Origin of the sequence: Sphingobium limneticum (assembly GCF_008710165.1) — a bacterium.
Lineage (GTDB): Bacteria > Pseudomonadota > Alphaproteobacteria > Sphingomonadales > Sphingomonadaceae > Sphingobium > Sphingobium limneticum.
Genome location: NZ_VYQA01000001.1, coordinates 362,208 through 386,966 on the forward strand (window position 1 = coordinate 362,208; position 24,759 = coordinate 386,966).

Below are 24,759 nucleotides of genomic sequence, written 5' to 3' on the forward strand. Positions count from 1 at the left end.
CGCGATCTGCGGATCACCTGTTCGAAAAGATGGATGTGCAAGACACATCGTCAGATCCTCTCATCCCATAGGCCGGACGACGACAGGCAAGGGGCATGCCGCCGTCCGGGTCGCCGCCTGGCGATCAGAAGTTCAACTTCACGCCGCCGGAGAAATAGCGGCCGATCACATCGTAATTCGCATTGGTATATTGCGACATCGGCGGGTCACGATCGAACAGATTGTTGACGTTGCCATAGAGAGTGAAGGCCCCGACCTTGAAGCGGACGGCGAGGTCGACATAGGTACGGCCGCTAATGTCATTATTGAGCGGCAACTGACGGTTGGGACCGGGAACATAGGTATATTGGCCGCCGCTGACATGACGAACGCGCAGATCTGCACCGAAATGCTGGTCGTCATAACCAACAGAGGTCGTGACGCGCCATTTGGGCGTGGAAAAGAGCGTGTCGCCGCCGACGATGCCGGCCCGATCGGTCGTGGTGACGCCGTCGTCGATCAGCAATTCCATGACATGCGTTGCCAGCGAACGGACGGTGACGCGCCCTGCCCCCACCGGCACCTGATAGGCGGCTTCAATATCCAGGCCCTTGGTCTTGTATTGGGCCAGGTTACGATAGGTCCGCAGCACCGAGACGAGGCCGCCATTGGCATCGCGCTCGATCAGGCCGCCGCACAGATTGTCGCTGGGGTTCTGCGCAGCGCAGAGATTGAGCACATCCTGCGGCGCCAGTGTGACGATCACCCCGTCGATCTTGATCTTGTAGAAATCGAGCGACAAGCGCAGCCCTGGCACGAAGCGCGGCGAATAAGAGCCGCCCAGCGTCAATGTGTGCGACACTTCCGGGTCCAGCGCCGTGTTGCCGCCGGTGTAGCTGAACACATTGAGTGCCACCGAATTGTTGCGGAACGGATCCTGCATATTGCCGATGTTGGTGGCCCGGCCCAGATAATATTCGTTGATGCTGGGCGATCGGATGTCACGCGAATAGACCGCCCGCAGCAACAGGTCGTTGACCAGTCGTAGCGTGCCGCCGGTCTTCCATGACCAGATGCCGCCGCTGGTGCTGTAGTCGGAATAGCGAGCGGCGCCATTGATTTCCAGCTTGGCCGTATCCGCCACATCGAGCAGCGGCACGGCGACCTCGGCGAAGAATTCCTTCACATTGAAACCACCATTGGTGGGTGCATAATTCAGCGTGGCAAAGGCGCGTGCTGCCGACAAGGCATCGACCGAGTTGGTGACGAATTCTTCCCAGCGGAAATCACCGCCCACCGCGATATCGACCGGCCCGGCCCAGGTCGCGAAGGGCTGACCGCTGATGCTGAAACCCGCCGCGTCCAGCTTGGTTGTGCTGGTGGAGGACGCGTCGCCAAAGGCATAGGCGCGGCCCGCCTCGCTGATCTTGCCATTGCCCAATATGTCGATCGGCACACAGGCCGCATCATTATTGGTGGTGCTGGCGTCCGCATTGACGCGACAGACAGGGCTGCCATTGACCAGCACCGCGTCGATCGCCCTGTTGAAGCGAGCAGCGATGCGTTGGTTGCCCAGCGTCTGGCGGTTCCGCAATTCGCCATGGTCATAATAGACCTTGTAGCTCCAGCCATCGCCGAAGCTGCCGTCCAGACCAATCGCCCCTTCCAGATTGCGGCGCGCATAGTTGAACCGCAACATACCGTCCGGTCCGACATCGTCCAGAATGCGGCCCAGGATGAACGGACCGGTGACGCCGGCTGCTGCCAGTTGCGACCTGGCCGTCGCGGTCAGGAAGGCATTATCCTGCTGGATCACCGAAATCGGCGTTTCCGGGAAAAAGCTGAAGTCGCCGGCCATGCGGTTATAGCTGCCTTCGGCCCAGATCTTCAGATTGTCGGTAAGGTCGTAACTGACGCGAGCGAAGAGATTGGTCCGCTCATAGGGCGTACTGACCGAGAGATAATCATAGATGCTCTGACCACCGCCCCCGACCGTCTGCTGGCCGAAGGTTTCGCTACCCAAGGGAAGTGGGCCGACCGATCCGTCCGGATTGAAGACGAGATTATAGGGCACCGCAGAAGTGCTGAGGATCGAACCGCCGCGATTGAGGATGGTATAGTTGACGTCTGGCGTCAGGACGTGTTGACCATCGGCGCGCTGGAACAGGCCGGCATTCAGGTTCGGCCGAGCCTCACGGTCGAAGGCGCCCTTGCTCTTGAGATATTCGCCGCCGACCATGATGTGGCCGCGATCGCCCGCGAAGTTCGTGCCCCAGGCGATGTCGCCGCCGAAGCGATAGCCGTCGCCGCGCGAGGATATGCCGGTGTTGGCGCCCATCTTCCAGCCGGTCAGTTCATCGTCGAGGATGACGTTGACCACCCCGGCGACCGCACCGGACCCCCAGGCGGCCGACGCACCGCCGGTCACGACATCGACCCGCTTGATCAGATTTTGCGGGACGCTGTTGAGATCGGCGCTGCCGGTAAAGCGATGGCCGTTGAGCAAGGTGAGTGTGCGCACGGCGGTCAGGCCGCGCAAGTCGGCAGGCGACGCAGCAGCCGTGGTGTTGCCGGTGGTGGTTTCCGGGGTGGCGGTGGGCCGGAATTGCGGAATGTCGTTCAGGGCCTGGGCAAGGCTGGGCCGGTCGCCCTGCTGCAATTGTTCCACCCCCAAAACCGTAGTGGGCGTGGGCGCATCGAAACCTTGCCGTTGGATGCGTGACCCGGTGACGATGATTTCGGATTCTGCGGCTTGTTCCGCCGGCTGCTGCGCCATGGCGGGTGACATGCCTGCGATCCCCGCCAACGCGGTGCCCGCAAGCCACAACAAATGGTTGGACTTCATGCTCATACCCCTTTGCACCCATCGAAGGGCGCAGATCGCCAAGGCCGTCCGCTTAGACTTCGCTTATTTTCCGCCTGACGAAACTGCTTCCTCCGATTCAACTAAGGAGGATAAGAACATTAATATAAGGACAGTTCAATCCTAAATGAGATAAAATTGTCATATCAGAAAATTAATGCCGCCGATCGGATTTGATCGGCGGCACGTGGGTCGGTCATTTCCTGGAAGGAGACACCAGATGATAGGTGACATGTGGTTGCGCGCCGAAGGACATGCGCGGATCGCCCGGCGCGCCGTAAAACAGCAACCTGTCATAGGGACCACCGATCCGTGCACCGGTCACCTGCTCATAGAGCGCCGGCCCGATCTGCTCCCAATAGCTTTTGCGCCCCTGCCCTTCGACCAGCAAGCCATGCTCGCCCTGAATGGACACCTTCAGGTCGCCCGCCGGATCGGCCGGCTTGTTGTAATCGCGGCGATTGACGCGATAGGCTCCGACCGGCGGCTTGGCACCCGCCTGCGTCCAGCGGGCTGCCGGCGCTTGGGGGAAGAGACGGCCGATGACTGCATCGCTCAGTTCCGTGCGAGCGCCATAGCTACCCTGCCCACCAGTCATTGACACGAAGAAACCGAATTCCGCTTCAGGCGCGAGCAGCAAATAGCTGTGGAAGTCCATGGTGTTGCCACCATGACCGACCAGCCTTGGCCCAGCTTCGCGCGCGACCATGAAGCCATGCGCCATGCCCGGCAAACCCGGTGCATTGGCGATCGAATTGCTTTCCAGAAAATGCACCGAATCCGGCTTCAATATGCGTGCGCCATTGAAGGCACCGTTGCCGAGCATGGCCAGCATGAAACGCGCCATATCCGGGGCGGTCGATGCTGCCGAGCCGGCCGGCATGATCTTGTCATAACGCTCATAGGGTTTTGGCGTAAATCGGCCATCGACCAACGCATAGCCCAGCGCCATATGCGCCGCCTTTTCCCCTGTCAGCGGTTCGCGAAAGGTGGTGGCCATCATCCCGAGCGGCTGGAAGATATGGCGTTCGACATAGTCCGGGAAGGCCTCCCCCGACACGCGCTCGACAATATAGCCAGCGAGCGACGCGCCATAGTTGGAGTAGGAAATCTCGCCGCCCGGCGCCCAGAGGCGTTGCGGAATGTGGGTCTTGAGGAAGGATTGATAGGTTTCTTCCTTCTCCCATTCTCCTTCCGCATAGGAAAGATCGCTCATACCTACGGCATGAGCAAACAGGTCACGAACCCGGATCGGCTTGTCTTGAAATGGCGGAATTTCATAATCGAGATAATGGTTTACGTCGGCATCCAGATCGACCTTGCCGGCCTCCACCTGCTGCATCAGCGCGACCCAGGTGAAGAGCTTCGACACCGATCCCGGGCGAAACAGAGTATGCTGGCCATCGACGGCAAGGCCCTTGTCCACATCGGCAAAGCCATAGCCGCGCGTCATTACCACTTTGCCGCGATGGACGATCGTGACCACCGCACCGGCCACTTCGCGCTGCGCAATCTGTTGCGCCAGAATGCCGTCGATGAAATCGGGCAGGACAGCCAGCTTACCCCGGTCGATCGAGGCAGAGGCAGTCGTCGCGACAGATTTTGCCAGCGCGGAGGGGACGGTCGGGGCCATCAAAAAAATGGCGGCCCCGCATCCCAAAGCCCATTTCCATCGACGCCGGCCGTCTTGGTCGCAATGCAGCATGCCCAATCCCTCTGATATTCTCGTTTTAGATATTATTTGTCTATACAGGACCAATCCTTCTCGGCAAACTCTTTTCCAATCCGGAAGAAGAGGGAGTGAGACATGGACAACAAAAAGGGTGTTTCGCGGCGACAGGCGATGACCGGCGCCATCACGGCAACGGCGTTTGCCTTTCCGATGATCAATGGCGGCCTGTATCAAGCGCATGCCGCTTCGCAGCGTCGCTATTCCAAACGCGTGACCGATCTGGTGAAGGAATCGCTCATTATCGACATGCTGGGGCCGCTGACCCTGGATTTCCGTCCACAAGTCTATGCCGAACCGGTAAGCGAGGCTTGGGCGGCCGATTTCCGCAAGAGCGGCATCACAGCCTTCCATAACAGCATCGGCATCGGCGGGCCGGATGCAAAGGCAGAAACGTTGCAATGGCTACTGGCATGGACCGGGTTCGTCGCGCGCAACCCGCATCTGTTTCAGGGCGTGGGATTGGGTAGCGACCTAGATCGCGCCAAAACAGATGGCCGGATGGCAGTGATCATGGGGCTGCAGAATAGCGACCATTTCGACGCGATCGAGGACGTGAAAACCTTCTATCAGTTGGGCCAGCGCGTGTCGCAGCTGACCTATAACAGTCAGAACCGGATCGGGTCGGGCTGCACCGACAGGATCGACGGCGGCCTGTCCGACTATGGCGTCGCGATCGTCGCGGAAATGAACAAGATCGGCATGCTGGTCGATGTATCCCATTGCGGCGACAAGACCACGCTGGATGCCATCGCCATGGCCAGCGGGCCAATCGCGATCACGCACAGCAATTGCCGCGCGCTCAACAATCATCCGCGCACCAAGACCGACGAGGCCATCAAGGCGCTAGGCGCCAAGGGCGGCGTGATGGGCATTACCGGCGTGCGCAACTTCCTGACCGCGCAGGAGCCCACGACGATCGCCAATCTGGTGGATCAGGTCGATCATGTCGCCAAGCTGATCGGCATCGACAAGGTCGGAATAGGGTCGGACGCCGATATCTATGGTTATGACGACATGGAGCCGACCGCCTATGCCAAGCTGAAGGCCGGCTATAAAGGCAGCTATGCATTCCGCGAAAAGATCGACACGGATGGGTTCGACGATCCGTTGAAAATATATAATCTGGTCGAGGAAATGGTGCGGCGCAATTATTCGAACGATAATATCCGGGCAGTGCTGGGCGGCAATTTCCGCCGACTTTTGGGCGCGACCTGGAAATGACATTCTATGGCGGCGGCGCAATGACCGCCGCCATCTTTTCAGATCGGCAGTTCATTGGTCGCCTTGATTTCCGACAGGGCCACGGTCGAGTTGATTTCCTGAACGCCGGATAATTTGCTCAGTCGCTCGAAGAAGAAGCGCTCATAAGCCTCGATATCCTTCGCGACGATGCGCAGCATGAAATCCATCGTCCCCATCAGCACATAGGCCTCCAGCACTTCGGGAAAGCCGCGGATGGCAGCGCTGAATTCATCCAGATTGGCGCGGCCATGGGCGTTGAGTTTCACCTGTGCAAAGACTTGCGCATTGAGGCCCACCTTGCGCCGGTCAATCAATGCCACCCGCTTGCGGATCAAACCCTCCCGTTCCAGGCGGTCGATGCGGCGCCAGCAAGGCGATGGCGTCAATCCAACCTTCTCCGCAATCTCTGCCGTGGTCTGGCTGGCGTCGCGTTGCAACTCGCGGAGAATCTTCCGCTCGAAATTGTCGAGTTCGATCATATTATCCTATATAACGCATATTTGAGAATAGATCATTCTCATTTCATGCGAAATAAGCGAAAAATCAGGCAAGATTCTTCTCCATCGAGCGACGATAAGAAATGGACATTCCCAAGGAGAAGATCATGGTTTCCCGTCTCGCCCGCCAGAACCCGCCTATGCAATCGGTGCGGTTGCTCGATCCCGAAAGCGGCCTGGACGGCGTGATCGCGATCCACTCCACGGAATTGGGGCCCGGCGCAGGCGGATGCCGCTTTTGGGATTATCCCGACCTGGAAGCCGCATTCGACGATGCCTGCCGACTGGCCGAAGGCATGAGTTACAAAAATGCGCTGGCCGGCCTGCCCTTCGGCGGCGCCAAGGCGGTGCTGCGCCGGCCCAGCGGTACGTTCGATCGTGCCGCCCTGTTCCGCGCCTTCGGCCGCGCCGTCGCAGAACTGGACGGCCTTTATGTCACGGCGGAAGATGTCGGCACCAGCGTGGCCGACATGCGCGAAGTTTCCACCATGACGCGCCATGTCGCCGGGCTGGAGATCATGGGCGATCAGGCGGGTGGCGATCCATCGCCATGGACGGCACTGGGCGTGTTTGAATCCATGCGGACTGCCGCACGATTGACGCTGGGCGCCGAATTATCCGACCTGACCGTCGCGGTGCAGGGTACCGGCAATGTCGGGGCCAGCCTGTGCCGGCAATTGGCCGATGCCGGTGCGCGATTGATCATCGCCGATATCGACCCGCGCCGCCGTAATGCACTGGGCGCTGTGCTGAATGCCACGGTCGTGGATGTGGAGGAGATCATGGCGGTGGAGGCAGACGTGTTCGCGCCTTGCGCGCTGGGCGGCGCGCTGACGGCGCAGAGCGTGGCCGGGATGAAGGCCAGGCTGGTCTGTGGCGCAGCGAACAACCAATTGGCGAGGCCTGAGGTGGCCGATCTGATGCTGGAACGGGGTATCGCCTACGCGCCCGACTATGTCGTCAATGCAGGTGGCATCATCAGCGTATCGGCCGAATATCTGGGCGAGGATCGGGCGAGCGTGGCGGCGCGCGTCGATCAGATCGGGCCGCGAGTGGGCGAAATATTGGATCTGGCCCGACGCGAGGGCCGTTCGGCGGCATGGGTGGCGGACGAGATAGCCGAACGGACCATCGCAGCAGCCAACCGACAGGCTGCCTGATCCGCTCTCACCACGCGAGCGTGGTGCGGGCCATAATCAGGCTGTTGCCGGACCGACGATAAGCGATGCTGTGGGGCGGCAGGGGAATGACCTTGCTGCCCCGTGGCCATTGATCGACCAGTTCGATCATTTGCACCTCTACCCGGCCCTTGCCGGCCGCATCCATGGTCAGGCGGACGGTGTCGGCACCACTGGCGTGAAAGGTAACGGGCGTCCAGTCTCCCGCCTTCAACGTGCCGGGTGCAACCTGATCCATGATGCGGATGTTGCGCAGTTCGACCGAAGGTTTGAGATAGAGCCGCATGAAGCGACCACCGTTCCGATTGGCGGCCTGAAGCGTAAGACGATAGGCATTGCCCGCGCCGCCGGCCGTCAGGAGCAATTGCGGCCGGTTGAATGTCGCAGTTTTGGCTGGGGCGATCCAATGATCCTCCTTCGAGATCGGAGCGATCGACCCCTTCTTCGCGGTGCCGCCATCCTGCGTCAGAGCGCGATGCACCCAACCGGCTCGGTCCAACTTCGCGCTGACCCAGTCCCCGCGCCCCTTGTCGAGATCGGCAATATAGAAGGCCTCCACCATGTCCGGATTGTCGGCGGTCGGCGTACGCGCGAAAATCGCGGCTGCGATGAAGAGGCCAAGGCCCAGAGCGCAAATGATCATGCCGACGGTCTGGAGACGACGCAGGGACCAGAGCAAGGGCGCGAGCGCCAGCAGCGTAAGCAGAAGGAAGGGCGTCGCGACCGCCGGTAGCGAGGCGCCCATCATCAGAAAAAAGTCATAGCCCGATCGTGCCGTCAGCCCGGCGATCAACAAGGCGGGCAGGGTCAGGATGGCCAGCCCCACCGGGCGCGCAGCCCGCTCCGGAGCGAAGAGCAGCAGAGCCAGGGGCGCGGCCAACAGGAGCAGCGGCCAGACCAGCATATGCGCACCGTTGGGCAGCAATATCTGCATGACCAACGCCAGCAGGGCGATAAGGGTCATCGCGCCAGCGAACCACCCTGCCAGTGGCTGAGGGCGCCCCATGGCGGCCCAGAGCAGCAAGGCCGCCACGATGGCGAGGGCCAGCGGGATCGCGCTGAAAGTGCCCAGCAGCGCGGCGGCCAGACCGGCGACCAGCAGAAACAGCGCCACAGGTTTTGGCTGCCCTCTGACCGCGGTTCCCAGCAGCAGCGCCCCCGTGCCAAGGCCGAGCAGCAGCGTAGCCGGCAGCAGCCAGTCGAACTGGCCGATCAGCGCATAGGGGGACGAGACATCGCGCACGATCAGGGCGGCCAGGCGGATCGCCAGCATCAACAGAGTCGCGATGCCGAGCAATATCGCAAGCAATCCGCCTGCCCCAGCCAACATGTTGCGCCAGCCGATACGGCGACGGACAAGGGCGATGCCGGTCATGCTGAAGGTCGCACCGGCCGCGATGAAGGCCAGCAGCCAGCCCACCCAAGGCGGATAGACGATCAGGAAGAGGCCGAAGAGGTCGGTAAAGATAGAATCGTCATTCTGTTGATCGAGGCTGTCGGCTTCACCGAAGCTGCGCACCAGGGGCAACAGCTGGTCGCCCATATGCTGAAGACTGGCGACATTCAGCCGGTCCGGGGTCGAGAGCGCCGTGTGATAGGCGACCTGATGCCCGACAAAGGCGAAGTTCATGCCGGCCAGCCCCTTGTCCAGCGCCACCGTCAGGTCGGTGTCGTTGGGCATGCGTTTGTAAATGGTCGCCATGAGCGAGTCTGCGGCAGGTGACTTTATGGTGCGGCTATAGGTGTCGATCAGCCGAGCATTTCCGGTGCTGGTTTGGAACATCAGCGCCTTGCCACTGTCGCCCCGCGCCTCCAGGTTGAGGACCAGTCCGATCCCGTGGCGCAAGGGATCGGCGGCGAAGAAGGCGGAAGCGCCGATCAGGCCGGCTTCCTCTCCATCGGTAAAGAGAAAGACGACCGAGCGGCGCAGCGGCCCGGCCGCCCTGAGCGCGCGGGCGATCTCCAGCGCGGCGGCGACGCCGGACGTATCATCTCCCGCACCGGGCGAGAGGGGCGCCGTGTCATAATGAGCCATGACCAATATGGCCGGTAATGCAGGGGCAGTTCCACGATAGACGCCCACGATATTGCGCATACGACCGGCGGGGGCGATTTCCTTCGTGTAGCGACGGGCGGAAACGGCATCCTGGGTTCGCATCTGCGGATCGAGCCCCAGAGCGGTCATCCGCGCCATCAGATAGCGGCGCGTTTCCTCAATCTCCGGTGATCCGGTCGGGTGCGGCCGGGCGGCGATGGCATGGACATCGCGCATCGCCCGTTGTGCGGAAAAAGCGGTTGCGGGCGCATCGTCCGGGACCCGGTCCGGCAGGCGATTGGCCAATAATCCCAAAGCGATGCCTGCCCCGATGAAGATCAGCACCAGGATCCAGCGCGACAGCGAGTTGGACAGGTAAGTCGGATTTTCGCCGGAGCCATTTTTCTGCATGGATATTTTTTGTCTTATTTGCAGAAAAAGATCAAATACTGAAAATCGGTGACGGTCGATTTTCATCGTTTCTGGCTGTCGCCGCAGAGCCAAAGACTTTGCGAGCGCCAAAGGAACGGGTATCGGCCCATCGACCGGACGTGCGCCGTCGATTCAGCCTGCCATCACCTCATTCGGCCAGAAGCAGGCGCAGCGCCTTCTTGTCGATCTTGCCGACACTCGTACGCGGCAATGCGTCGACCATGAGCAGCCGTTCGGGGATGGCATAGCGGCTGATCCGCCCCGATGTGACATGGTGTTCCAGAGCGGCGCATAGCTGATCCGGATCGGGCGGCTGGGCTCCCTGACTGGCGACCAGAAAGGCCGCCGGCCGTTCACCCCATTTGGTGTCCGGGATGCCGATAACGGCCGCTTCGGCGATGCCGGGCTGGGCGACGAGCAAATCTTCAAGATCGACCGAAGAAACCCATTCTCCCCCGGTTTTGATGATATCCTTCAGCCTGTCCACGATGCGCAGCGCGCCGTCCGGATCGACCGCACCCACATCTCCGGTATGCATCCACCCACCAGCCCATAACGCATCGCTGTCCGCCTGCGTCGCATAGCCCTGCGTCAGCCAAGGCGCGCGCAACAACAGTTCGCCGCCATGGGCCGTGTCGATCCGCGCCTGTACCAGCAGAGCGGGGAAGCCGGCACGGCAGCGGCCGGCAATATCTTCCGGCGCGCTGCGCGCCAATGTGATGATCGGTCCGGTTTCCGACATGCCATAACCGACCAGCGTGGTGATGCCCGCGGCAGCCGCTTCCTGCGCCAGCGCGAGAGGCAGGGGAGCGCCGCCGATTACAAAGGTCCAGGGCGCCAGCCTTTCCCCGCGCGCTGCATCCAGCAGCATGCGCAGGATGGTCGGTACGCAATGGGAAAAGTCGACATCTTCGCGCTGCTTGAGCGCGAGCAGAGTCGCAGGGTCATAACGGCCGGGATAGACCTGCTTCACGCCCAGCATCGTCGCTGCATAGGGCATGCCCCATGCGTGGACATGGAACATGGGCGTCATCGGCATATAAACGTTGGTGCGGCGCAACCCCTGCCCGTCCGGCTGGTTGGCCAGCGTCGCCGCCAGCGTGATGGCGTGAAGAACGAGCTGACGATGGCTGAAGAAGACCTGCTTAGGATCGCCGGTGGTGCCGGTGGTGTGGAAGGTGGTAGCGATAGCATTTTCGTCAAAATCGGCGAAGGCAAAATCGGGCGAAGTTGCGGCGATCAGGGCCTCATATCCGTCCTCGTCCGCCGCCCCTTCCATGACGATCACGCCGCCGATCTGCGGCAGCCCCGGCAATAATTGGTCGCACAAATGCGTGAAGTCGGCATGATGCAGAAGGAAGGCTGCACCCGATTGACGCAAGGTGAAGTCGATTTGCGCGGGGGACAAGCGGACGTTGACCGTCTGAAGAATGGCACCCATCATCGGGATGGCGAAATAACATTCCAGATAGCGGTGGCTGTCCCAGTCCATCACCGCGACGGTATCGCCCGCACGCACCCCGCGCGCCGCCAGCAGGCCAGCCAGCCGCGTCACCCGATCGACAAAGTCGCGGTAGCTGAACCGCAGGTCGCCGCTGACAATCTCCGCGTCGCTTTGGTCGGCGACATTGACGAGCAAATGGCGAATCAGCAACGGATAGCCATAGGCTTCCGAACCGGTGGTCGAGAGTATTCTGGGCGCGTTCAACGGATTGCCTCCATTGGGTCAGACGCGCCAATGAAGCAGAGATCGGCGCCATGTACCATAGCCCATGCCGACCGGCGTGGAACGCGGTCGTCCGCCTATCCAGGTTCAATCATTATCGTGCCGGAAGATCGCGACGATTTGGGCCGCGATATCGGCCGGCGAAAGGCGCCCCGGACCATACCAGTCGGCCACGGTGTTCAGTTGCGACAATAGCAGGTTCCGATAGATCGACCGATCCAGATTTGGCGGCAGGGCAAGCGCATCTACCAGACCCCGGAACAGATTTTCGAACCGGTCGCGGCGCGCGACAAGCTGTTCACGCACCGGACCGGGCACCTCCCGGAAGTCATTCATCATCGGCATGGTCAGCGAGTCCGGCGCGAGTTGAATGTCGAGCAAGGTCGTGCAAGCGGCCTGCAATCGCGCCCAGGGATCTTGCTGTGTGGCCACTGCGACCGCTACCCGCTCCTCCGCGGCATCAAGCGCGCTGTCATGCAGCTCGACGAACAGCGCCTCTTTCGACTTGATATGATGATAGAGCGAGCCACCCAGCACACCGGCCTGTTCGCCAATGTCGCGCATGGAGGTTCCGCGGTACCCCTTTCTGGCAAAGAGCTGGGCGGCAATCTCCAATATCTGGCGGCGACGGCCCGACCCTTCGTCGGGTAATCCATGTGCTGGGCTGCGCTTTGTCATCCACGCCGCGCTATCATATCTCCCTATGGCCGCGAAGCCCCGGCAGACAGACCTGTCAGGCGGCCGTCCGCCCCGGCGCGACGATACGGTCCATCAACGCCGCAATGACCCGCACGGCGGCCTCGGCCTCCGCGCGATCGGGCTGTTCATTGGGGTCGTTATAGCCGGCAAAGTCGTTGACCCCGCTCGACTGGACGATGATGCCATCGCGCCGCGACAGAAGGCCGACGTCGCGATAGCTGATGCCGAATTGCAGTTCGGGTTGCGGGATAAGCCAGGCCAGCTGGCCCCGGACCGGGACGATGCTCTCATCCCGCCATAGAGCGCGGGCGCCATAGCCGGTCGCATTGATCAGCGTCTTTTGCGGGAGGCGGGCAAGATCGTAAGGCGCGTGGAATTCCGCCTGCTCGAAGCGGCCGCCAGCGGCCAGAAACTCGTTCGTCAGACGATCCGATAGGCTGGCAATGTTGAATTGCAAAGATTCGGATCGGCGGACGAAGGGCGTGGGAAAGGGGTGCGTGCCGGCCGGCAGATCGACCGGAGCGGGTGTAAGATCGCGCACCCGGTCATGATAGTCGACGAAGCCCGGACTGCCGGCCCGGTCCCGCAACGCATGCGCTTCGTGGAAAGGAATATCGGACAGGGCATAGCGGTCGGTCCATTCCACCGGTGTCCCGGCCAGGCCGAGATAGGATTGGAAATGGCTGAAGGATGTGCGGCACATATCCTCCCACCGGCCGGCAAAATCGACAGGCAACCCCTGTTCCAACGCGACGCGCGATGCCGGCGACCAGGTGCCGGTCGCGCGCGACGAGCGGACATGGGGTGGCCGATCGCGCGCGTAGATGGTGACGCGGGCGCCCGCGCGCTGCGCCAACAGCGCAGAGGTCATGCCCAGCGCACCGGCACCGATCACGCCGATGTCGCGATCGCCACCCGACAGCGCCTTTTGGACCGCGATGCTGCTCGATCCCCAGGAAAGGGACCAGCCGCTGCCGCCATGGCCATAATTGTGGACGACCAGATGGTCGCCCACCCGTTCCGTGTCGAGGCGCGGCCCGGCGGCACGGAACGGGCGCAGACAGGTGGTGACGCGAAAGATACGATCAGCCTGTGCCCGGATGACCGGAAAGGGATCGAGCGGATCATAGCGTCGGCGGCCGGCCAGCGTGCCGCCGACAAGGCTTTTGCCGGGGGAAGCGCAGCCCGCGACCAGACCCGCGCCGCCCAGCGCCGCAAGGCTGGCCAGGAGGGTCCGGCGACTGCTTTCATTCATCATCGGCTGCGTTCCCCCCGTTGCATCGTCAGAAGTTCAGGCGGGCCCGCGCATAATAATAGCCGCCGTTGATACCAAATGCGCCATGCGACAGGGTTTCGGGCACCGCCGGACTGCCACTGGCGATCTGCGCCGCGTAGGTCACCGGATCGATCTTGTCCGGATAGACGTCGAACAGATTGTTCGCGCCGACCGCAATGGTGAAAGTCGGCGTGACATTATAGCCTATCTCCAGATCGGTGATGCCTTTGGTTCCTATGCTGTTACGACGATAATCGCCGGTCGATCCGCCATCGATGAGGACGGACGACTTGCCATAAAGCGTCTCGCGCAGGTTGAAGGACCATTTGTCGACCTTCCACAACACACCGAAATTCGCCTTGAAGCGGGGCGCTGCGGTTTCCAGGAAGGAAATGGCGTTGAGGTCGAGATAGGTCTGGCCCGACGCCGCGACGATGGTGGAGGGCGCTGCGATCTTTTGCACCTTGGTCTTGTTATAGTTGAGGCCAAGGCTCCAGTCTGCCGTGCCCAGATCGCCCAGATTGCTGCTGTAGTTGGCCACCAGTTCCAGCCCACGCGTGCGGGTGGTGGCGCCATTGACGGCGGTGGTGATGGCGGTCGATGTCAGCGAATCCGTGCCCAGGACATTGCCGTTGGCGATGATCGCGTCCGTCACCGCTTGCGACAGCAAAACCCGGTTGCGCAGGCCGTAGATCGACCCGGTCGCCACGATCCGGTCCCTGATGCGGATCTGATAGGCGTCGAGCGTGACCTGCAAGGCGGGCGCCGGGCGGAAGACCGCGCCGAGGCTGAGATTGGTCGACCGCTCCGCCTTCAACGGTTCGATGCCGAGCAGCTTGGCCGCCGCCTTGTCCGGGGGCAGGCGGACGGACGCCGTCGTCGGGCTAACCACCGTGGCCGAATAATATTGTTCCAGCAGGGTCGGGGCGCGGAAGCCGGTGCTGACCGTACCACGCAGGGCAAAGCCATCCGAGAAATCATAGCGGCCCGTGAATTTGCCGATCAACGCGTCGCCGAAGTCGCTATAGTCCTCATACCGGCCAGCCAGGTCGAGTTGCAATCGCTCGACAGGCGAGACGGCGAAATCGACATAGCCCGCGATATTATGGCGGCTATGACGGCCCGCATCGGTGACATTGAAACCTGGGAATGCCTGTACCCCTGCCTTGTAGCGAGATGCCTCGTCACCCGGTTCGATTTCATAAATATCGCGCCGATATTCGCCGCCGATGGCAAAGGTGACCGGGGCCGCCAGACCGATGTCGAAGCTGCGGCGGATATCCAGATTATTGGTCCACTGCGTCGCAGTGAAGGTACCGTTGTAGAAATCCCGTGGGCTGGTGCCGGTATCAGCGATCAGCGAGGGATTGGCCGAGTTCAATACATAGATATCGATCTGGTTGCGGCCCCATGTACTCGCCAGATCCCAGCTCCAGTCGCCCACATCGCCGCGCAGGCCACCGGTGAAGGACCAGTCTTTTTCCTTGGCGACGATGGATGGGGTAAAGCCCTGTGGCCAGAGGCTGGGCGCTATACTGGGGAAACGATATTGCTGGCGGGAATCCCCGTCGCGATAGCCATAGCTGCCGAAGGAATAAGCCGTCGCGACATCGCCCAACTGTGCCTCGGCGTTATAGGATAGCAGCAGCAGATCATATTTGGCATCGCCATAGATCTTGTTCGTGTATGGATAGCCTGGGATCAAGGGCAGCGCCGGATTGGCGAGATTGCCTGCCGTGTAGAAACGCCGGTCGGGGCCGCCCCGGTCGCTATAGCCATGATGGCGCGCTTCGGCCGTCAGGTTGATGAAGGCACGGTCGTTGCCGAAACCGATATTGGCGGCCCCGCCATAGGTGAACCCGTCCCCCTTGCCATAGGCGCCGGTCGTACCGCTGATCGACCCGCCCTGATGCGCGTTCTTGAGGAAGATGTTGATCACGCCGGCGATCGCGTCCGTACCATATTGCGCCGCCGCGCCATCCAGCAGCACTTCGACATGATCGATCGATTCTGCCGGGATCAGGCTGAGATCCGCCGATGCCGCGCCGCCATAGCCGCCGGTCGAACTGACCGTGATGCTGGAGGTGCCGTGGCGACGCTTGCCGTTGACCAGGATCAGCGCGTGATTGGGGCTGAGGCCGCGCAGGCGGGCGGACAGTTTGAGATTGCCCATGTCGCCGCCAAACGCCTGCGACGTGAAGGAGGGGACGGAGGCGACGAGGCCGCTGATGACGTCAGGCTTGCCGGAACGTTGGAGCGCGCCTGCATCGATCACCTCGATCGGCGCGGGGCTGTCGGCCGCGCGCAGGCCGGTCTTGCGCGTACCGGTCACGATGATCGTGTCCGCATCCCCCGCCGACGCGGCTTGCGGTGCCAGTTCGGCGCTTTGTTCCTGCGCCCAGGCCGGCGAAGCGACGGCCAGCGCGAGCAGCGATGCGCCCGAAATCTTGTGCCAATATATGCGGACCATTTGCATTCCCCCTGCAGAAAACAGGAACGACCGTCGTTACGGCGCCTCTGCTTTATAGATGACCGCTGTCCAGTGAGAGCGGTCCCGCATGGCTAGGAAATAGATGGAGAATTTCGTGCAATAGTTATTCTATGCGACAGGAAAGCGCAGTTTATTATTTTGAATATTCATATTACATTGAGCGATATTCGTTCAGATTTACAAATAGGAAAATGGGTAATATTGGGAATTTTACCGACAGAGCTCTTTATTTCTATGAGCATGGCTCATGATCGCATGCCTGACCCAGCCATGACGGAGTTTTTCAAATGCGAACGGGTCAAATCTCATAGACGGGAAGATGCGATGCGGTTCGCGGCGACCATGTCGTCAGAAGGCGTCGGCATCCAGCGCCATGATCGACCCTTCGCCGGCCGCGATGCTGGCGGCAAGGCCATCCGCCTGCGGTAGCATCCGGTTGGCGAAGAAGGTGGCGACGGCACGCTTGGATTGGTGGAGCGGACTGTCTTCCTGCGCCGCAGCGGCCATGCGGCTCCACATCCAACCCATCGACACCAGCGCGAAGAAGCGGAGATAATCGACCGCCGCCGCGCCCGCTGCATCCACGCCCGCACCCCGTAGCGATGTCGTCGTCGATCGCAGCAAGGCGAGCGCCGTCAGGCTGGCGTCAGCAATCACAGTGCCTTTGGCAGCTTCCAGATCCGCCTGGACCAGATCGAAAAAGCCCTCGACCACGGCACCGTCCCCCAAGGACAGTTTGCGGCCGACCAGATCCATGGCCTGCACGCCGTTGGTGCCTTCATAAATCTGCGCGATCCGGGCGTCGCGGACAAATTGTTCCATCCCCCATTCGCGAATATAGCCGTGACCGCCGAAGACCTGCTGCGCCTGCACCGCGCTTTCGAAGCCGAAGTCCGTGAAGGCGGCCTTCACCACCGGTGTGAGCAGCGCGACCAGCGCATCCGCCCTGATACGCTCCGCCGGATCGGGATGATGATGGGCGCGATCGAGTTGCAGTGCCGTCCAGCCGCCCAAGGCACGACCGGCCTCCACAAAGGCGCGAATGTTGAGCAGCATGCGACGGACATCGGCATGGTCGATGATCGCAACCGGCCCGCGAGTGCCATCGGCACTGCGCCCCTGCAACCGTTCCTTGGCGTAGCCCGCAGCCTGAATATAGGCGGCCCCGGCGATGCCAAGACCCTGAACACCCACCATCAACCGTTCCGCGTTCATCATCGTGAACATGGCGGCCAGGCCCTTGTTCGGTGCTCCGACCAGCCATCCGGTCGCTTCGTCATAGTTCATGACGCAGGTTGGCTGGGCATGAATCCCCATCTTCTTTTCCAATGCCCCAACCGACATGGCGTTGCGGACGGTAAACGCGCCCTGATCATCAGGCAGGAATTTGGGCACCAGAAACAGGCTGATCCCCTTCACACCAGCCGGGGCATCAGGCAGGCGCGCCAGCACGAGATGGACGATATTGCCGCCGAAATCATGGTCGCCCGACGAGATAAAAATCTTCTGGCCAGTGATGGCATAGCGACCATCGCCACACGGCACCGCCTTGGTCTTGAGCAAGGCAAGGTCCGTGCCTGCCCCGCTCTCGGTCAGGGCCATGGCGCCGGTCCATTCGCCACTGATCATGGGCGGCAGATAAGTGGCTTTCAGCGCGCCGTCGGCATGGGCCATGATCGCTTCGCACGCGCCGCGCGTCAGGCCGGGAAACAGGCCGAAAGACAGGTTGGTCGCGGCCATCATCTCGTCGAACCAGAGTTGCAGGATGAAGGGTAGCCCCTGACCACCATAGGCCGGGTCTGCGGAGAGGGATGCCCAACCGGCCTGCGCGAAATCACGCCAGGCCTCGGCAAAGCCATGGGGCGTGCGCACCGCGCCATCCACCAACTGGCTACCCTGTTCGTCCCCTTCGCGGTTGATCGGGTGCAGGCGATCGGCACACATGCGTCCGGCCTCTTCCAGAACCGCAGCCGCGAGATCCGCGTCGACATCCTTGCCTATGTCCGCCATCGCCGTATCGAAGCCCAGCACTTCGCCCAGCAGAAAGCGATAATCGTCGATCGGCGGAATATAGCTGTACATCGGGCCTCTCCCATTTTGGCAGAGCCGATTTATACCAAACATCTGTTACAGTCAAATATAAGCAATCTGCCAGACAAGCGCGATCGAGACACTTCGCCATGTCGAGATGACGAAGTGTCTCGACAGGTCAGGCGTCCTGCAACAGCTTCGCGCCGCGCTGAACGGTCATCCGGTGGGAGCCGGAAAGCGCCGTCGTACGGGTGCGGATATCCTGCATGAAATGCCAGGAGCCGGCGACCTGCTGCGGCGTGACCTCCAGCGAGACATAACCGCGCTGGCTGGCGTCGCAGAAAGCCATGCCGGGATTGACCGCGCGCAAGGCGCGGGCGATGTCCGCTGGCGGCACACCCTTGGCATAGGTTTCGAAGCCGGGCGAGGTAACGGCGTGGCCGGCAAATTCCACGCCGACCCGATCCTTGACGCCGCCCTGCCCCGGTCCGCGTTCGCCCAGATTATAGCCCCAGGCATTGTGGCTGTCGCCCGACAGGACGACCAGGTCCGCGTCCGCCGCCAGTGCCGCATCATAGAGACGGTTGCGGGCGGCCGGATAGCCGTCCCAACTGTCCATATTATAGGGCAGGCCGGCCTGCGACGCGGCGACCGCACCGGCCAGCGTCTTGCGGACGATTCCGGGGGCGTTGGCGGGCACCCAGTCAGCGGCGTTGGTCGGGAAACGACCATAGCCCATAATCACCTGCTGCGCGAGGATCTGCCAGGCGGTGCCGGCCTTCTTCGATGAGGCGAAGCCGTCATAGAGCCATTTTTCCTGATCCGCGCCCATCAGGGTGCGGTCCTGCGCGCTCCAGGCACCGTCGCGAAACTCGGCCAGCGCCTTGCCCAGATCGCCGCGGCCGGCGACCGCTTCGCCGACGCTCAACTGCTTGTTGCGCGCGGTGATGCGGGTTTCAGGACGGAATATGGTTGCCAGCGTGCCGATCTGGAAACTGTCATAGTTCGCATCGGATACGGGCATCCACTCGCGATAGACCTTCTGCGCGGCCGCCTTGCGCACCGACCATTCGCCTTCCTTGTCCGGCTGATGGTTTTCGGCGCCGTCCTTATAGGCGTCGTTGGCCAGTTCATGATCGTCCCACTGGGCGATCATCGGGAAGGCGGCGTGCAGCGCCTGAAGATCGGGATCGAGCCGGTAGGAGGCGTAACGCAGGCGATAGTCGGCCAGCGTCACCATCTCGTTCGCCGGTTCGATGACGCGGCCGGGCACGGTTTCTTCCAGGCTGGGGTAATGGCCGCGATCATATTCGTAGAGATAGTCGCCGCAATGGATGACCAGGTCGATATCGTTGCGGGCGGCGGCATGGCCATAGGCGTTGAAGAAGCCGAAAGGCATGTTGGAGCAGGAGAAAAGGCCGATGCCGAAGCGTGACACGTCACCCTGCGGCAGGGTGCGGGTACGGCCAAGGCGGCTGATGCGGCCATCAGGCGCGATGAAACGGTAGAAATACCATGCGTCGGGCTGAAGGCCGGTGACGGTGATCTTGGCGGTGTGGTCGGCGTCGGCACGGGCCGTGACTTCGCCGCCGGAAACGACCTTGGTAAAGGCCGCGTCGGTGGCGACTTCGGCGCGCAGCTTGGTGTCGCCGGACCCGACATAGCGGGTCCAGAGCAGCACGGACGTCGCGCCCGGCTCACCGCTGGCGACGCCATGGGTGAAGCCGCGACCCGACAGGATGGCGGCGGCACCGGGGATGGACAAAGCGCTCAGGCCCAACATGCTGGCCTTGATGAGCAGGCGGCGGTCGATGGTGAAGCTCATGACTGTCTCCTTCCTTGTCCGAGTTAGAAGCGGCCGGTCAGTTGCACGCCGTAGAAGCGCGGTTCTGCCGGGATGTAGGTTGGGATGCCAAAGGCGCCGCCGGTATTGCCTGCGTCGAGCAGGTAATTTTTGTTCGTCGCGTTGCGCATGAAGCCGGAAATTTCATATTGTCCATCGACAAAGCCGACGCCGGCGCGCAGGTTGACCAGCGTTACGCCATCCTGGCTGATGGCTTCGGTGTTGGGCACTTCGAAGTAGATTTTGCTCCGATAGGTGACGCTGGGCGTCGCAAAGACGCGCATGCCGTTGCCGATCGGCGCGTCGATGGTGAAGCCGGCCGCTGCCTGGAATTTGGGCTGAAGGCGGAACTGGTCGCCAGCGAAACGGCCATTGGCCGCCTTGTCGTCGATGCCGCCGTCGATATAGCCGCCATTGGCGAAGATGTTGAGCCAGTTGGTCGGCTGGACCATGACTTCCGCTTCGACGCCGAGGTTGCTGGCCGTGCCGGCGCTCATCGTGCGGGCGACGCCATCGCTGCCGACAACGCTGACCTGGAAATTATCATATTTCTGATAGTAGACGCCCAGCGACCCGGAGAAGATGCCGCTATTGCCCTTCAGACCGACTTCATAATTCCAGACATTTTCCTCCGCGATCTGGCTGATACGCGCCGCGCCGCCGGGAGCCGCATCCAGATTGACGGTCGGCGAGCGGCGCCCCTTCGACACGGTGGCGAAACCGTTCAGTGCCGGCGAGAAGCGATAGAGGATGTTGAAGCGCGGCAGGAAAGCGGCGAAGCTGCCCTGCGTGTGTAGCACGCGACCGCCGGTGTTGACCTGGCCGGGGACGAGCGAGGTTGCCAGCGACGGCACCGCCGCCAGCAATTGCGCCCGCAGGGCAGCGGGCAGCAGCGAGGGCAGGCGCGGCACGGGCACGTTGGTAACATAACCCGAACGACGTTTTTCGATGAGGGCACGGATACCGGCCGTCAATTCCAGCGAAGGACTGGCAATCCAGGTGCCATCCGCAAACATCGAATAGCTATCGTTCTTGCCGCGATTTTCAAAGACCGAGCTGTAAGGAATCTGCGTCAGCGCGCCACCAGTGATCAGCGCGGTCGCCTGCGCCGCCGTTACCACCCCGGCTGCATTGATACAGCCAAGACCGGGAAGAGCGCGGGTCAGACATTGGATGAAAGTCCCTTCTTCGGACGAGAAGGGCACCCGCTGATGGTTCTTTTCACGGAAGCCGTTCCAGCCGAACGACCCACGGAAATGATCGCCAGCATAGGAGAAGCGGGTTTCGTGGCTGACCTGCCAGCCCTTTGCCTCTTCACCGAATTCCAGATACCAGGCCGCCGAACCGTCCGCGTCGAACACTTCGTTACTGTCGAACTTGCGATAGCCGTTGACCATGGTCAGCGTCCAATCGTCCATGATGTCCCAAGAGAAGGTCAGGTTGGCGTCATAGACGTCACGATGCAGGCCAAGCTTGTCGCCACGCAGAACCGATCCCGACAAAGGCGAGCCGCTCAGGTTCGCCGAACCGAAGGGATTGCCCGGCCCTTCCGACGTCGGCAGCGCGCGCGAAATGAAAGGCGTGCCCGAATTGCGCTGGCGGTCGTAGGTCAGGATGAGGTCGGCGGTGAAGCTTTCGGTCGGCTTCAGGCGCAGCGAGCCGCGCACGCCGAGCTGATCGCGGGCATAAAGATCGTCCTGCGTCGCGGACAGATTCTTGACGTAACCGTCGCGCTTCTTCCAGGCGAAGGCGATGCGGCCGGCAACCTTGTCCGACCCGCCATTAATGAAGCCGCTGAGCAGTTTGGACTCATAATTGCCGTAACCGGCATTCAATTCGGCGGAGAAGCCGGGCTTGGGCCGGGCGGAGATCATGCTGATCGCGCCGACGGCCGAGGCGGTGCCGAACAAGGTTGCCTGCGGCCCCTTGATCACCTCGATCCGCTCCATGTCGTAGATATCCTGATAGGAGCCACGCGAGCGCGAGATATCGACGCCGTTATAATAGAGGGTGACGCGCGGCGCCTGCTGGGCCGATCCGCTGTCCGATGTGATGCCGCGAATGACGATGCCGGGATTGTTGGCGCTCTGTTCCTGGATATTGAGGCCGGGGATATAGTTGGACAGCTCGTCGAGATCGGACACGCCGATTTCTTCCATCCGCTTGCCGCTGATCGCCGAGATGGTGATCGGCACATCCATCGCGCGCTGTTCGATCTTTTGCGCGGTGACGATGATCTGTTCGCCGGCGCCGACAATATCGCCATCATCAGGTGCGGCGGTCTGGGCAATGGCCGGGACGGCGGCGCTGCTGGCGAGCAGAATGGCAAGCAACTGGATACGGCGTGTCATGTGGCGAACCCCCTATTGAACTATATGGGGACGCCGCTGCACAACAGATGTGACCTGTTGGCGGCTGTCAGATGACAGGTCGATGAAAGTTCAAATATTTCAATGTCATGGAAGAGAGGCCCCGACCGCCGTCCGGCATCTTGCGGGTCTAGGCGGCCGAGGGCGGAAACATGGAAACCGTAGCGTCAGCCCTTGGGCGTGACCCAGACTTCGACCGGGGCCACGAACTTGCCGGGCGCGGGCTTGCCTACGTTGACGCGGTCGGCCGTGACCCGTTCGCCATTTTCCAGATGGAAGGTCGCCCACGGCTTGGGCATGCGGCCGAAGGTCATTTTCTGAATGGGCTGGCCCGTGGTGGAGTTCATGATGGTTGCGATTATGCTCATGAAACGGGCGGTTAGCGGCCGGCATAGCGTGTCGTCCATCGTTCATGCGGGGTTTCCACAGATTTCTGCCATGCCGCCAGCCCGCTCAATTGTGCAGGATGTTGAGTGCGCAGCCGTCGCGGCTGACGCCGGTCAACCAGAGATAGATGACGATCCGCTTGCCCTTGTTGAAGCCGACCAGCTTCGCGTCGGTCGGCTTCTGGTCGAGAAGGTAGTTTTGCCAGCCGACCGGGATGCTACCGCGCAATTCTTCGACGAAACCCTGACAGCGGTCGGTCGGGAGCAGATAGAGTCGGTTGTCGAGACGGCCCCATGCCGGTTCGATGCGATCGCGAACCATGGTAGCGGCGCGGGTCATGCGGGCATTGGCAGCGTCGCCGAGCGGGATTTCGGCACTGTCGCGCAGACCCGCGGGAACTAGGGGAAAGCCCCCCTCCTCTTCCGCACCGCTACATCCGCCAGTGACGAGCATGGCCGACGCGATAATGGCAAGAAGGCCGCGCGCGGTCAGGGCTGGGCGGTCCGGGTCACGGAGGCCAGACGATCCTCGAACGCGCTCGCCACATTGTCGCCCACGCCCAATTCTCCCGTCTGCGCGTTGACCGGCAGGGCGGCGCGTTCCAGCCGAATGCCGGCCGCGCTCCCTTCGTCGGCGATAGCATTTTTGACCGCGATCTGCATCCATTCCTTGCCCACGGCTGCGCCGCCCGCGATCACACGGCCCGTCGGACCGCCCAGCGAGGCGACCTTGTCCACCACGGTGAGCGCGGATTTGAGGATGGCCGTCACCGTCTCGCGCTGCTCGGCCACATCCTGCGACCGGGCCTGCGTCGCGGCATAGACGCCGCCGACGAAATAGCCGAGTGCGCCCGCATTGGCGCGCCGTTCCTGCGTCGTGCCGGGGACGGTTTCAACCGCGTTCAGCCGCTCGACGGGGTTTTCGCTGCTGTCATTGCCGACCTGAAGCCGGCCCATTTGCTGACCGAGTTCGCCCTCGCGATTCTGGTTCAGCATTTCCTTTGCATAGGCGGCGAAGCTGGAGCCATCCATGGTCGACTGGTTGAAGGTCAGTTCGTCCATGACGCCGGTCGTGTCGCTGTCGATGATGGCGGTGAGGCCGTTGGCCATCTGGCGCATAGCGTCATCCTTGCCCAGCACGGTCAGGCCTCCGAAGACATTATTGGTGTCGCGTACTTCCCGCATCGTGTGCACGCCGGCGTCGAAGATTTGCGCTTTCAGGTCCGCATTGCCCATGCTGGCGGCCGCGCCCATGATCGCTTCATAGCTGTCGGCGTTCCAGGTGATACTGTTCGTGGCGCCGGCTTGGCTGGCGATGGTGGTCATCTGGCCGTCCAACGCGGAGGTCAGCACATCAGACAGCTTGTCACCGATGGCATTGAAGCCCGCCTCCGCATAACTCCCGCGCAGCGAGGCGAGGACGTCGCCCACCGCGGTCGCTTCCGCATCCTGCAATTGGGTGCCACTATAGCCCAGGCCATAGCTGGACTGGCTGGCGTCATCGACCCCGCCTTTCATCGCGGCGATATAGTCGACCTTGGTTTGTGGTGCAGCATGGGTGGCGACGGCATCGCCCAGTTCGGTGACGGAATCGAAGCCGCCATTGTCGGCGCGGGCGAAGGCATCCGACAGGGCGGCGAGGCTGTCGCCATCCAGCTTGCCCGCCATGTCGGACAGGAAGGCGCGGCGCTCGTCGCCCGACAGGCCACCATTGCCGAACCAGTCGCCATCCATCACTTCATCGGCAACGCGATCCAGGTCGCCCGACTGCTGGAGCCGGTCGATCGTCTGATCCGCCTGATCGGCGGGGAGCGCGGTCAGCGTGCCGACGATATCCTTCGTCTCGCCATTGGTGACGGTGTTGAACCAGCCCGACGTGTCGAGCTTGTCATGAATATGGCTGACGGCATCGCCGACGGGATCGGTCATGGCGGGCGCTCCTTGTTCTGCGGCCACGATTGTCGCCGATCGGGACGGAAA

The 24,759-nt window shown here is 62.0% G+C and carries 16 protein-coding genes; 2 read left to right on the forward strand and 14 right to left on the reverse strand.

Translation table 11 applies throughout. The annotated features are described in order from the left end of the window. Positions 1-124: 124 nt before the first annotated feature. A complete protein-coding gene (locus F4U95_RS01335; RefSeq protein ID WP_161600351.1) occupies positions 125-2,824 on the reverse strand; it encodes a TonB-dependent receptor plug domain-containing protein in 2,700 nt (899 codons plus the stop codon). Between the two features lie 214 nt (positions 2,825-3,038). Next, positions 3,039-4,475 (reverse strand): serine hydrolase domain-containing protein, encoded by a 1,437-nt coding sequence (locus F4U95_RS01340; RefSeq protein ID WP_161600352.1) that lies wholly within the window; start codon positions 4,473-4,475, stop codon positions 3,039-3,041. Positions 4,476-4,649: 174 nt separating this feature from the next. On the opposite strand from F4U95_RS01340, the gene F4U95_RS01345 reads away from it, so the two are divergent. Continuing rightward, the gene (locus F4U95_RS01345) at positions 4,650-5,795 is read left to right on the forward strand and encodes a dipeptidase (protein WP_120253197.1); all 1,146 of its coding nucleotides are present in this window, start codon (positions 4,650-4,652) and stop codon (positions 5,793-5,795) included. A 38-nt stretch (positions 5,796-5,833) separates the two neighbouring features. Here F4U95_RS01345 and F4U95_RS01350 read toward each other — a convergent pair whose 3' ends face one another. Then, positions 5,834-6,295, reverse strand: a complete 462-nt coding sequence (locus tag F4U95_RS01350; protein ID WP_120253198.1) for an Lrp/AsnC family transcriptional regulator — start codon at positions 6,293-6,295, stop codon at positions 5,834-5,836. Positions 6,296-6,420: 125 nt separating this feature from the next. Here F4U95_RS01350 and F4U95_RS01355 point away from each other — a divergent pair, with 125 nt between their 5' ends. Then, on the forward strand, positions 6,421-7,473 hold the full coding sequence (locus tag F4U95_RS01355) for a Leu/Phe/Val dehydrogenase (RefSeq protein ID WP_150424397.1): 1,053 nt from the start codon (positions 6,421-6,423) through the stop codon (positions 7,471-7,473). A gap of 7 nt (positions 7,474-7,480) precedes the next feature. Here F4U95_RS01355 and F4U95_RS01360 read toward each other — a convergent pair whose 3' ends face one another. The 11 genes from F4U95_RS01360 to F4U95_RS01410 form a co-directional block, all read right to left on the reverse strand. Then, the gene (locus F4U95_RS01360; RefSeq protein ID WP_161600353.1) at positions 7,481-9,937 is read right to left on the reverse strand and encodes a M20/M25/M40 family metallo-hydrolase; all 2,457 of its coding nucleotides are present in this window, start codon (positions 9,935-9,937) and stop codon (positions 7,481-7,483) included. A gap of 169 nt (positions 9,938-10,106) precedes the next feature. Beyond that, a complete protein-coding gene (locus tag F4U95_RS01365; protein WP_232016305.1) occupies positions 10,107-11,666 on the reverse strand; it encodes a long-chain-fatty-acid--CoA ligase in 1,560 nt (519 codons plus the stop codon). 105 nt (positions 11,667-11,771) lie between these two features. Beyond that, on the reverse strand, positions 11,772-12,362 hold the full coding sequence (locus F4U95_RS01370) for a TetR/AcrR family transcriptional regulator (RefSeq protein WP_120253200.1): 591 nt from the start codon (positions 12,360-12,362) through the stop codon (positions 11,772-11,774). Positions 12,363-12,417: 55 nt separating this feature from the next. Next, positions 12,418-13,641, reverse strand: a complete 1,224-nt coding sequence (locus tag F4U95_RS01375; protein ID WP_232016308.1) for an FAD-dependent oxidoreductase — start codon at positions 13,639-13,641, stop codon at positions 12,418-12,420. Between the two features lie 25 nt (positions 13,642-13,666). Continuing rightward, positions 13,667-16,129 carry a TonB-dependent receptor plug domain-containing protein gene (locus F4U95_RS01380; RefSeq protein ID WP_120253201.1) on the reverse strand — a complete coding sequence of 821 codons (2,463 nt, stop codon included), beginning with the start codon at positions 16,127-16,129 and terminating at the stop codon, positions 13,667-13,669. Between the two features lie 369 nt (positions 16,130-16,498). Next, positions 16,499-18,232, reverse strand: coding sequence for an acyl-CoA dehydrogenase family protein (locus tag F4U95_RS01385; protein ID WP_120253202.1), 1,734 nt, complete (start codon positions 18,230-18,232; stop codon positions 16,499-16,501). Between the two features lie 127 nt (positions 18,233-18,359). Further along, the gene (locus F4U95_RS01390; protein ID WP_120253203.1) at positions 18,360-20,006 is read right to left on the reverse strand and encodes an alkaline phosphatase D family protein; all 1,647 of its coding nucleotides are present in this window, start codon (positions 20,004-20,006) and stop codon (positions 18,360-18,362) included. A 23-nt stretch (positions 20,007-20,029) separates the two neighbouring features. Next, on the reverse strand, positions 20,030-22,375 hold the full coding sequence (locus F4U95_RS01395) for a TonB-dependent receptor (protein ID WP_172598876.1): 2,346 nt from the start codon (positions 22,373-22,375) through the stop codon (positions 20,030-20,032). Between the two features lie 185 nt (positions 22,376-22,560). Next, positions 22,561-22,761, reverse strand: a complete 201-nt coding sequence (locus F4U95_RS01400) for a hypothetical protein (RefSeq protein WP_120253594.1) — start codon at positions 22,759-22,761, stop codon at positions 22,561-22,563. Between the two features lie 85 nt (positions 22,762-22,846). After that, entirely contained in the window at positions 22,847-23,233 is a 387-nt protein-coding gene (locus F4U95_RS01405; RefSeq protein ID WP_120253204.1) for a hypothetical protein, read from the reverse strand. Between the two features lie 35 nt (positions 23,234-23,268). Continuing rightward, positions 23,269-24,708, reverse strand: coding sequence for a hypothetical protein (locus F4U95_RS01410; protein WP_120253205.1), 1,440 nt, complete (start codon positions 24,706-24,708; stop codon positions 23,269-23,271). Positions 24,709-24,759: the final 51 nt, after the last annotated feature.